The sequence below is a fragment of the Petrocella sp. FN5 genome, from assembly GCF_029210395.1.
In the GTDB taxonomy this organism is placed as follows: domain Bacteria; phylum Bacillota; class Clostridia; order Lachnospirales; family Vallitaleaceae; genus Petrocella.
This window is the reverse complement of sequence record NZ_JARGDP010000032.1, coordinates 23,980-33,108: the sequence shown is the minus strand read 5'-3', so window position 1 is coordinate 33,108 and position 9,129 is coordinate 23,980. Positions and strand designations below refer to the sequence as shown.

Genomic DNA, 9,129 nt, shown 5'->3' with positions numbered 1-9,129 from the left:
TATTTTTGTATCCCTTATTCAGTAATCTAATTTTTTTACCGGATTGTATTAATGGTGGTATAGTGACAACAAGATCTCCTTCAAAGGATTTAACTGTTTTCTCACACCCTAAATAGGCATCCCAAGGATATATATCCAACTTTGTATGAAGGTCAAGCCCCTGAAGAACCATATTTGAATATGGTTCAATCTCAATAATTAGAATCAAATCACCAGGTTCACCACCTGTAAGACTTGCTTCACCTTTTCCTTTTAATCTAATCTTTTCACCGGGTTCAATTCCTTTTGGTATTTTCACTGCAATTTGTTGATGACTTCTACCTTGCAATCCAAAAGTTTTTTCAACACCTAGGGCTGCTTCTCTTACATTAATTTTTAAGGTCGCTTCAATGTTGTTACCCTTTTGACGCATATTGCCTCTATAATTAGATCTTCCACCAAAACCGGAAAAAATATCATCACCAAAAAACATTTTGAAAAAATCACTGTAATCACCATCAACATTACTATAAGACCTTGATTCGAAACCATATTGTCCCGGATCAAAGTCATCATAACTATGTTGATTAAAGTCCTGTCCCAGTTGGTCATATTTTTCTCGTTTTTTTTCGTCACCTAAAACATCATAAGCTTCTGAGATTTCCTTGAATCTTTCATCGGTTTTACCCTGATTATGGCTGCTGTCCGGGTGATATTCTTTCGCAAGTTTACGATAGGCTTTTCTTATTTCTGAAGGAGTTGCCGTTTTACTAACGCCTAAAGTATCATAATAATCTTTATATTTCATATCATCACCACCTTTCATAAATTAGCACTCTCGTTCTACGAGTGCTAATTTAATTATAAGATAATTAAGATAATGTGTCAACAAGACTCATTTGTAAAGAAAGTTCATTAATAATAAAATTGACATCGGTGAAATTTTATCAACTATATCAATTCATATTTTTTTTTGTACAATATGTGTTAAAATAAGCTTGCAAAGCTTTTGATAAATCTTAAATACGGAGGTTAACCATGTCACTTAATCTTGCTTTTTTCACCCTTTTGGTTCTTTTATCCATATATTTTATCATTATTGAAATATACACCATTTTTTTCATGCTCACAGGTCTATCCCATACCCGTTCCGTCTTTCAAGTTATCTCTCTTTTAACCAACTCCGGTTTTACGACTTCAGAAAGTGAGATTATCGTTAGTTCAAGACGTAGACGTCGTTTGGCCATCCTGATTATGATTACCGGGAATTTTTTTAACGTCATTGTGGTATCCGTTTTAGTTAATATGATTATCACTTTATACCGTGATCCATTTTTTAACTTCTCTCAAGCGTTGTTAGGACTTGGTTTGTTTTTAATGTTTGCCATCCTATATAAACGTCTACCTTTTATTCGTGCGCGTTTTGACAAACTAATCAAAAAAATTGCCAATAAGTGGATGTACTCAAAAAAATCCAACCCCTTATTGGTGTTGGATAATTTTAGTGGTTATTGTATTGTCGAAATCAAAATCATCGAAGTCCCTTTAGTACTAAAAGATAGAACCATATTTGAGTCCAGACTTAGTGATGATTATGGTATACGGGTTTTGTTCATTAAGCGTGGTGATCATTATATTGGCGACATCGATGACAGCCAAGTTGTACTTCTTATGGATAGAATTATTGTTTTTGGTCCTTTGCATAACATTAACAAAATATTCGATCCAAAATACAGTCAAAACAGTAATAAAAACAAACACCACCATATGTCCTAGAATTCTTTATGGGTACACCAAGTCAAACTCTTCAAATACAACCAGTAAATCCTCTGTAAACACCCTATCAAAAGTGGCCAATTCTTCTGTGAAAAATTGCCGATGAACCGTTTGCCAATACTTTAAAGACTGGTCACCTTCGCCTTCAATAGCGGCTAGATTATCATCCACTTCTTTAAAAGGTAAGATCGTAATTTTTTTTGTTCGAATGATACATTGTGCTACACCATGAAAATCCGTCACAATACTATAACAATCTTCAGTTGGTAACGCTTCCTGTTCTATCTCGTATAGACAGAACAAAGATGCGGTACCTCTTTTAATGCCCTTTTTAACAAGTTCAGCTAAATTATGAGCGCTTTCTTCATTGTTACAGAAAAACCAAGAAGTATAGGTTCTATTATCTAAATTATTAGAATCATCAATAGAATCTAAATAGTTTTGCCACATTTTATTTACTGATGGGTGAATCATAATCTATCCTCATTCTTTCAAATTATTTTCTCATAGCCAATAACTGGTTTATTGAATCCACCGTGAAGGTATCGCCCACTTCAAAAGGAACTTCTAAATCGTCTATATGAATGAGCAACGTTTTCAGATGTGACATCTCAGGTGCATCTTCCAATCTTATGTTTTTTATTTTTCTCAAATCCATATAAGTTCGACAATAACCATAATCTGCTTTATCCATTTTTTTTACTGCTTCTTTTCGATTAACAACAATCAATTCCTTTGTATTTGCCAAAAAAACTGTGTCTTGAAGCTCATATTTATTATGAGTGTTAAATAGTTTTTCAGCCGGTGATGGGTTGTTTTTTGATAGTTGTATAAAAGGTTGATATTCAATGATTTTTACCGGACTGTCATTGACTTCATTACTTATAAGATTCTTATATAATTCAGAATCAATGGACTTTTCTTCAGTAAATGTATCCAAATCCAATACCGGCATGGATGTCAACATTTTATCGCGAACTTTTTTGATGAAACCGTGACTGATGTCGTAGGAAACCGAATTATACTCAATAACATATTCTTGTTCCTTCGTAACTATGATGATTTGACTGTCTAATAATTCGTTGGTATGAACTAAATAAACAATATCTTCAAATGGAATATGGTATACCTCTACCTTCTTATTCCGGATTTGTTGAAATACGATTTTATGTGCTAATAAAGATACGACAGCATCATACAAACGCATACCCGGATGTGCTTTACGTCTTTCTATTTTTCTAGGTACCTTAAAACTATACTCTGCATCTAATATTGTCTGTTTAAAGTCAATGAATTGAAGTGGTATCTCATCTTCTGTTGTGATTTCAATAATCCACGATCCAAAACTATGATATTCTTGTTCGAGTTTGTTCATATTGAACCTCCTTGCTAAACCGGTTTGATTTTTAAGGACCTCTTTTGTTATTTTACATAATAGTTCATGTAGTGTCTTTTTTTCTTCATCATCAAGTGCTTGAAATATAATCTCTAGAAATTGTTCTTTTCTCGCTTTTCTTAGATTGATGATTTCCTGACCATTTTCAGTAAGTTGTAGATTATAGGTTCTTTTGTCTTGTGGATGAATGCTTCTAGTCAATATACCTTTAGCTTCTAGGCGATTAATTGTACTTGTTATCGTGCTATTAGGAACATCAAGATACAGAATCACCTTTTTGATAGCAATAGATGACTCAAGTTCAAACAAATTAAGCACATCCATATCTATTGCATTTAACTTTTTCTCTAGAGGATTTTGCAATGGCATATCCATGTCTAGATTTTTGTAATGTTGAATCAGATGCTGGATATTTTCTCTAGATTGTCTTATCCACAAATCCATTTGATCTCCCAAGGAATCACAACCTTTTCACTTTCGATTCTCGTATATTACGATTATCGTAATATAATTTTAACATATATAATGAAAGCGGTCAAGTTAACTGACCGCTTTCATTTCTTCATTTATAATCTCTAATATCCAAAAGCTGACCTTGAGACATAGCTTCAATTTCCATAACTTCAAGTATTTTCTTTGCGGCGGCTTCCGGTGACAAAAGAGATCCCTTTTCTTTATAATCAATAAAACGCTCAACGTTACTAAAATCTTCCTTTGTTGATGCTCGTATTACCCCTTGCATTTGTGTGTCTACTACGCCGGGTGCCAGAGATATAATCTTTACCGGAAAAGCGGTTTTCTTCTGTTCCAAAGCGACACATCTTGTAAACATATCCATAGCCGCCTTCGTACTGCAATAGCAACTCCACCCATCATAAGGATGCTTTCCTGCGCCAGAAGAAATATTGACAACATGTTTATCTATTTCCAATGATTTTAGCTTTTTAATGAACTTTGATGTCATGAGTATAGGGGCCATGGTATTAATATTAAAAGCCTCCATAATTTCATCATCCTCACACTTTTCTATTACTTTAACAGGCGTTACAACACCGGCATTATTGATCAAACAAATCGATAATGCCTGTTTAAAATCAATACAGCTAAACACAGCTTCCATTAGCGACGTTAATTTTTCTATATGACTTATATCCCATGTTATATGGTGCCAGTTATCATTCTTTAGACGAACCCTATCTTCAATCTTATCACTTTGGGATCTAGATACTCCAATGACATGATGCCCTTTAATTAGTAATTCCAAGGCAAGCGCTTCTCCTAGCCCTTTGGACGTTCCTGTAATAATATAATATTTCATTTTTACCTCCAAGCAAAATGTACTTAATTATTTAAACAAATAGACTCACTTTTCATCTAAATAAGGACTTTCCATGAGCATGATCTTTTTTCCCTTAGGGTCTATCCTAACGACACATCCAAGTGGCAGAATCAACTTAGGGTCCGTATGGCCAAAATCCATATTAAAAACAACTGGTATATCTTTCACATTAAACTCAACCGTCATGATATCCATCACAATGCTTTTTAGTGCCCTTTAAGAATTCAAGGACTTCGATACAACCACCCCACAGTTCGCCTTCTGAAGGATCATCATCCAAATAGAATTCAAAACCCTTTTTCAAGTTTTCAAGTGAATGCCCTTTATGCTTTTAACTAAGAACTCTCAGTAGTCGGAAAACTACAGAGCAAAGAAATATAATTTTCTGTCACAACGGATGTGTCCGTAAGCATGTCAATTACATGTTGTTTATATGGGGTAAATACCACAAGAAGATACAAAGGCCATATTATTTTTTGTAAGTACCGACCAAACATTTCCCTTACTAAAACCGTTGACCAAGATAATTTATCTTCTTTGAAGCAAATAACACGAAGACCAAACACCATTTTTCCTAGTGTTTGTCCTTGATTCAATTTTGTCATTAAGACAAAATATGTTAAAAATATGATAATAGATAATGTTGTTTTTACTACACCTTCTTTGAGAAAGAAGAGCATTATTCTATGTATGCTTCCAATAAGGATTAAATCCAGTAAATAAGCAAAAAAACGCATCCAAAAACCTGCATATACAATTTTGGGGTATTTGTTGAATTCCTCCATACTAATATCCTCCATATATATACATAAATCCTTGTTTGTTGTTCATTCCTGATATATTAATATCGCCTAAAGAACCCATGTTCTTCCCTCTTATCAACATGGTAATTTCTGACATGAACTGGTTAACGAATGGAAATTCTGAACTTGAATACGAAAAAATTTGAGCATTTTCAAGCTCATAAGTACGCTCTAAATCTATAATTGCTTGGTCATAATAACCTATAGCATCTATTAGACCGGCATCTAGGGCTTGCGTTCCATCATAAATCCGTCCATCTGCCAGCTCATAGACATGGGATCTATCCATTTTTCTACCTTCTTCTACAACATCTACAAACCTTTCGTACATGCTGTCAACAAGATTTTGTAATACACTTAAGTCTTCTTCAGTCGTAGGACGTGTCGCTGACCCAACATCTTTTAAGTCGCCACTTTTAACGGTCGTATCCTTAACACCATACTTTTCCATAAGTCCGGATAGATTAAGTCCGGACATGATGACACCGATAGATCCTGTTATGGTTTCTCTTGAAGCAAATATTTTATCTGCATCTACTGAGATATAATAACCGCCACTCGTCGCCATACTTTCCATCACCACATAAATGGGAATATCTCTTACTTCCTTCATTTCCTTAATCTTATCTCTTAACTGTGCACTTTCATAGACACCACCACCTGGGCTATCCACTCTTATCACCACAGCTTTAATAGAAGTATCTTCAATAATCCGATCCAAATCACTTAAGATTTTTTGATGATTATAGCTAAGTGGTGCAAAATAGTTCTGTTCAACTTGAATCATGATACCTGTCACATCAACAATAACAATTCTTTCATCTAATAAACCCTCTCTTAGAATGTTTTCTGACATTGCATCTTGCATTATAGTGTCCCAGAACGATGTTTTTTCCACATCTTTTGTCAATACATTTCCCACTGCTGAAATTATATGTGATGAGAAAAAACCACCACCGCTAATCCAATCGCTAACCATCTCTTTGCATTCATAATAATCTCCTTGTCATCTCACTGATCTTTTATATATGTTCTATCATACCAAATATCTACTAGAATGCAATTAAAAAATCAATAACTAGAGATTGATAAACGATGCATCATATTAAAAAACATCTTTTTATTACCCACAAAACTAAAGTGTGGGTAACCACCAAAGGTGTTTTTAAAAAGATAACCGCAATGCCAGTGGTTATCTTTTCCAGTTTTTTTAATGGTCATAATGCTTCTAATTTCACCCTCATCTTCAATAGAACAATGACTTCTATGAAACTCATGACCACGCATTTGGTCACCTTTTTCACCCAAAAAACAAGTTTGATCTAAAGTGATGTCAATGTATCCAAACCTTTGAAGCTTGGACGTCATTTTTATTTCACCTTTAAAAATACCCACCATTTTATAATCTTCTATAGCCTCATTCAAATACATAAAGCCACCGCATTCTGCAAATATATGACCACCTTTTTCAGAAAACAGCCGAATAGCCTCAAGCATTTCATGATTATTTGACAGGGTTTCTTTATATAACTCAGGATAACCACCACCTAGATAAAGCAGATCACAATCCGGTAGACTTAAGTCCGAAAGCGGTGAAAAATAAATAACTTTCCCGACAGATTTTAACATCTCCAAATTCTCACGATAAAAAAAAGAAAAAGCCTTATCTTTAGCTACACCTATAACAAGGTCTTTTTTTTTAACCTTATGACCATGCGTTTCTATTTTAAGCATTTTTTTGCACATGGATAAGACTGTACCTAAATCAATTGTCTTTTCAACAAGCTCTGATAATTGATCCAGGTTCGAATCCAGTTTTGTCATTTCTTCACTTTGAATAAGACCAAGGTGTCGACTCTTAAATTCTAACTCTGGGATTGTAGGCAGATATCCAAGAACTTTGACGCCTACATGGTTTTCTATTTGAACGCGTAACATGTCATAATGGGCCTCTGTAACCTTGTTTAAGATAACACCAGTAATGCTACCTTGACCAAAATCGACCATGCCTTTGATTTTGGTCACCGCCGTAAACATTTCCCCTTTTGGGGTATAGATGAGTATGGTATTTACCCCTATCTTCTTCCCGATGGCATAACTGGAATTTTCAAAAGTATTATAGATACCGTCATAGTAACCCATGGCTCCTTCAATGACACAATAATCTGTATCTGGCTTGACATAAGAAAGTGCTTCTAGCATCCCTAAGTCGCCTTGTAGATGCAGGTCCAAGTTACCGGCAGCATTTTTTGCAGCGACTTCTAAAAAGCCTTTGTCAATATAGTCTGGTCCCGTTTTAAAAGGGCTAATAGTATACCCCTTATTATGCAATGCTCGAATAATGCCCGAAGTAACCGTTGTTTTTCCCGAACCACTAGAAGGTGCCGCAAACAAAATACCTTTCATTTTAATACCTCCATTATTTTGGTTAGACTTGCTTCTGAATCCACCGGTGAAATATTTAACTGATGACATACCTTAAGCACCCAAGGCATCTCCATATCCGCTGCTACCATGAGATCATGATGACCCAAAACATCCTTAGGCTTCCCCTCTGCTAACAAATGCCCCTTTTTCAAAAGGTAGACATAATCACAGGTCTCGTAAATAAAATCCATATTATGGCTGGCCATAATGATGGTTTTCCCTGATTTGGATAAAGCCTTAATCAAAAGTACCATTTGTTGTTTCATATAAGGATCCAGTCCGGCTTCAGGTTCATCAAAGATAATGACTTCCGGACTTAGTGCTAATACACCTGCAATGGCGACCCTTTTCTTTTGTCCATAACTTAAGTTGTGTATCAGCTTATCCTTGCAGCTTTCTAAGGCTGTTGCTTCTATGGCTTCTAAAATACGTCTTTCAATGATCTCAGAAGACATCTTAAGGTTTCTTGGACCAAATGCGATGTCGTCTTTGACACTTGGAAGGAAGATCTGCTTTTCTGCACCTTGTAACACAATGTTTATTTTCATACGTAGGGCTTGAAGACTTTTTTTGTCATATTTTATAGGTTGATGATTATAGGTCAAATGACCGGTATTGGGTTTTAAAAAACCTGTTAGGCACTTAAACAAAGTCGACTTACCGGCACCATTAGAACCGATCACACCGATAATTCGACCTTTTTGGGTTGAAAAATCCAAATCACTAAGGGCCTTTGTTCCATCGGCATAAACATAACTTAAGTTCTTACATTCAACCATATAAATACTCTCCTTCATAGAGGCGCATCTGCAGACCTTCTTCCATTTCTTGGGCTCTAATAATGGTATTTAAGAATAATTGCCCAAGTAAAATCGACAAGCTTTTAAATGCATTTCCAACGCCATAATAGCCACTTCTTAATTCTTGAGCCATAATCATATCCATCCCTTCTTCATAAATTAGAAAAAGAAATCGATAGGTCAGAAGCAGTATTTCCACAAATAGTTTAGGTACTTTAACCCACCTTAAAAAACGACCAATTTCCCATATGGAAGTCGTCAGGATCAGAAAAAGCATGATTGAAAAGGAGCTCATCACCCTGATCATGACTTCAATCCCCATCCATAAGCTTTCACGTGTTATATAGAGCCAAGGAGAGGCTTGTCCAATGGTCATCAAAACCTCCTGCCCTTCTACCCTGGTTACTAATATCACCCCGAGTAGACTAGGAACTAAAAAGATAAGTGACAGAAACCATATATGAACAAAACTTTTCATATGTTTGTAAATGCCAATAAAAGTCATAATGGATATGATGATTAATAACGGGCCATATATGTAGGTCTGATTCATCCATTGAGACCATGTTAATAGAAATAAAGACATACCAATCCTAATTTTATAAGGTA

The 9,129-nt window shown here is 35.1% G+C and carries 11 protein-coding genes; 1 reads left to right on the top strand and 10 read right to left on the bottom strand.

Going from position 1 to position 9,129, the window contains the following annotated elements:
• A partial coding sequence (locus P0N36_RS09335) for a J domain-containing protein (protein ID WP_275842573.1) occupies positions 1–787 on the bottom strand: 787 nt, incomplete at its 3' end.
• 230 nt (positions 788–1,017) lie between these two features.
• On the opposite strand from P0N36_RS09335, the gene P0N36_RS09330 reads away from it, so the two are divergent.
• Complete coding sequence (locus tag P0N36_RS09330; protein ID WP_275842572.1) at positions 1,018–1,755, top strand: hypothetical protein; 738 nt, start codon at positions 1,018–1,020, stop codon at positions 1,753–1,755.
• 6 nt (positions 1,756–1,761) lie between these two features.
• Here P0N36_RS09330 and P0N36_RS09325 read toward each other — a convergent pair whose 3' ends face one another.
• From P0N36_RS09325 to cbiQ, 9 genes are all read right to left on the bottom strand, one after another.
• Complete coding sequence (locus P0N36_RS09325) at positions 1,762–2,229, bottom strand: ASCH domain-containing protein (protein ID WP_275842571.1); 468 nt, start codon at positions 2,227–2,229, stop codon at positions 1,762–1,764.
• A gap of 22 nt (positions 2,230–2,251) precedes the next feature.
• Positions 2,252–3,595, bottom strand: coding sequence for a MarR family transcriptional regulator (locus tag P0N36_RS09320; protein WP_275842570.1), 1,344 nt, complete (start codon positions 3,593–3,595; stop codon positions 2,252–2,254).
• A 118-nt stretch (positions 3,596–3,713) separates the two neighbouring features.
• The gene (locus P0N36_RS09315; RefSeq protein WP_275842569.1) at positions 3,714–4,469 is read right to left on the bottom strand and encodes a (S)-benzoin forming benzil reductase; all 756 of its coding nucleotides are present in this window, start codon (positions 4,467–4,469) and stop codon (positions 3,714–3,716) included.
• 45 nt (positions 4,470–4,514) lie between these two features.
• Positions 4,515–4,685 (bottom strand): hypothetical protein, encoded by a 171-nt coding sequence (locus tag P0N36_RS09310; RefSeq protein ID WP_275842568.1) that lies wholly within the window; start codon positions 4,683–4,685, stop codon positions 4,515–4,517.
• Between the two features lie 140 nt (positions 4,686–4,825).
• Complete coding sequence (locus P0N36_RS09305) at positions 4,826–5,275, bottom strand: RDD family protein (protein WP_275842567.1); 450 nt, start codon at positions 5,273–5,275, stop codon at positions 4,826–4,828.
• Between the two features lies 1 nt (position 5,276).
• Entirely contained in the window at positions 5,277–6,272 is a 996-nt protein-coding gene (gene sppA, locus P0N36_RS09300) for a signal peptide peptidase SppA (protein WP_275842566.1), read from the bottom strand.
• 92 nt (positions 6,273–6,364) lie between these two features.
• Complete coding sequence (locus P0N36_RS09295) at positions 6,365–7,699, bottom strand: cobyrinate a,c-diamide synthase (protein WP_275842565.1); 1,335 nt, start codon at positions 7,697–7,699, stop codon at positions 6,365–6,367.
• The gene (locus P0N36_RS09290) at positions 7,696–8,499 is read right to left on the bottom strand and encodes an energy-coupling factor ABC transporter ATP-binding protein (protein WP_275842564.1); all 804 of its coding nucleotides are present in this window, start codon (positions 8,497–8,499) and stop codon (positions 7,696–7,698) included. Before P0N36_RS09290 ends, P0N36_RS09295 begins: the two co-directional genes overlap by 4 nt.
• On the bottom strand, positions 8,492–9,106 hold the full coding sequence (gene cbiQ / locus P0N36_RS09285) for a cobalt ECF transporter T component CbiQ (protein WP_275842575.1): 615 nt from the start codon (positions 9,104–9,106) through the stop codon (positions 8,492–8,494). Before cbiQ ends, P0N36_RS09290 begins: the two co-directional genes overlap by 8 nt.
• Between the last annotated feature and the right edge of the window lie 23 nt (positions 9,107–9,129).

What these genes read in the sequence shown, in the direction of transcription:
- P0N36_RS09330 (WP_275842572.1), top strand. Translation starts at nt 1,018, where the DNA reads ATGTCACTTAATCTTGCTTTTTTCACCCTTTTGGTTCTTTTATCCATA.
- P0N36_RS09325 (WP_275842571.1), bottom strand. Translation starts at nt 2,229, where the DNA reads ATGATTCACCCATCAGTAAATAAAATGTGGCAAAACTATTTAGATTCT.
- P0N36_RS09320 (WP_275842570.1), bottom strand. Translation starts at nt 3,595, where the DNA reads ATGGATTTGTGGATAAGACAATCTAGAGAAAATATCCAGCATCTGATT.
- P0N36_RS09315 (WP_275842569.1), bottom strand. Translation starts at nt 4,469, where the DNA reads ATGAAATATTATATTATTACAGGAACGTCCAAAGGGCTAGGAGAAGCG.
- P0N36_RS09310 (WP_275842568.1), bottom strand. Translation starts at nt 4,685, where the DNA reads ATGGATATCATGACGGTTGAGTTTAATGTGAAAGATATACCAGTTGTT.
- P0N36_RS09305 (WP_275842567.1), bottom strand. Translation starts at nt 5,275, where the DNA reads ATGGAGGAATTCAACAAATACCCCAAAATTGTATATGCAGGTTTTTGG.
- sppA (WP_275842566.1), bottom strand. Translation starts at nt 6,272, where the DNA reads ATGGTTAGCGATTGGATTAGCGGTGGTGGTTTTTTCTCATCACATATA.
- P0N36_RS09295 (WP_275842565.1), bottom strand. Translation starts at nt 7,699, where the DNA reads ATGAAAGGTATTTTGTTTGCGGCACCTTCTAGTGGTTCGGGAAAAACA.
- P0N36_RS09290 (WP_275842564.1), bottom strand. Translation starts at nt 8,499, where the DNA reads ATGGTTGAATGTAAGAACTTAAGTTATGTTTATGCCGATGGAACAAAG.
- cbiQ (WP_275842575.1), bottom strand. Translation starts at nt 9,106, where the DNA reads ATGTCTTTATTTCTATTAACATGGTCTCAATGGATGAATCAGACCTAC.